The organism is Vibrio sp. 811, assembly GCF_033339195.1.
In genome coordinates this window covers 1-806 of sequence record NZ_JAWOUB010000265.1, presented here as the reverse complement: position 1 = coordinate 806, position 806 = coordinate 1, and the positions used below count along the sequence as shown (strand labels likewise).

At 43.8% G+C, this 806-nt stretch carries 1 protein-coding gene; it reads right to left on the bottom strand.

Annotation, left to right across the window (positions count from 1 at the left end):
* On the bottom strand, positions 1 to 561 hold a 561-nt coding region (locus R7Q46_RS26255; RefSeq protein WP_318078094.1), incomplete at its 3' end, for a response regulator.
* Positions 562 to 806 lie beyond the last annotated feature (245 nt).

Here is an 806-nt window from a genome sequence, read left to right as displayed (position 1 = left end):
GTCCACCAGCGTCATATGCAATTCACCATAGGACAATGGCCCAACATGCGGAACTGGCAACTGGATAAACTCATGCAAGTGATCAGCCATAATGGCCGCCCCTTTGCCTAGCGCAATGTTGGCAATTTCACGAAACTTGGCAAGGGATGAAAGCTCTTCTTGGCTTTGTGCAGAATTAAGCTCAATTGATGTTCGCTGTGCATAATGCAACCCAAGACGCTCGTACAGCGGGATGACTTGTTCTTCTGACAACGGCTTTGCGATAAAATCCATTGCCCCTAACTCTAGGCAGCGCTGCTTTGCTTCTTGTTGTACATCACCCGACACGATCACGATCTGAGTTGGATAATGGCTGACGGGTAAAGACTCAAGAACCTCGAAACCGTCCATAATGGGCATCGTTAAATCGAGGAACAAAACGTCAATATTTTGTTCGGCTAAGATTTTCAGCGCCTCATTCCCGTCTTGGGCTTCGATAAGGTGCAATGAGGTATCTTGTACGATGGTTCGAGCGATAAGCTTACGAGCAACCGCCGAGTCATCACATATCAGTATTTTCATGCCACCAATGGAACTAAAGTCAAAAAAATAATCATACCTGTTGTAAACAAATTGCTCCATATGTTAAGCCGACAAATCATAGGCTTATAGGAGATTTGATTCACACTTATAAAAAATAGGTGTTTTTAATCAAAGTTTTCTTGCCGAAGTATGCTCAACTCCGCGCCAATCTCTTGTCGTTTATCCTAAACTATTGGTGGTCAAATAGATTCGCGAGGTTTTGTATGTGGCAAGCAATATCGCAA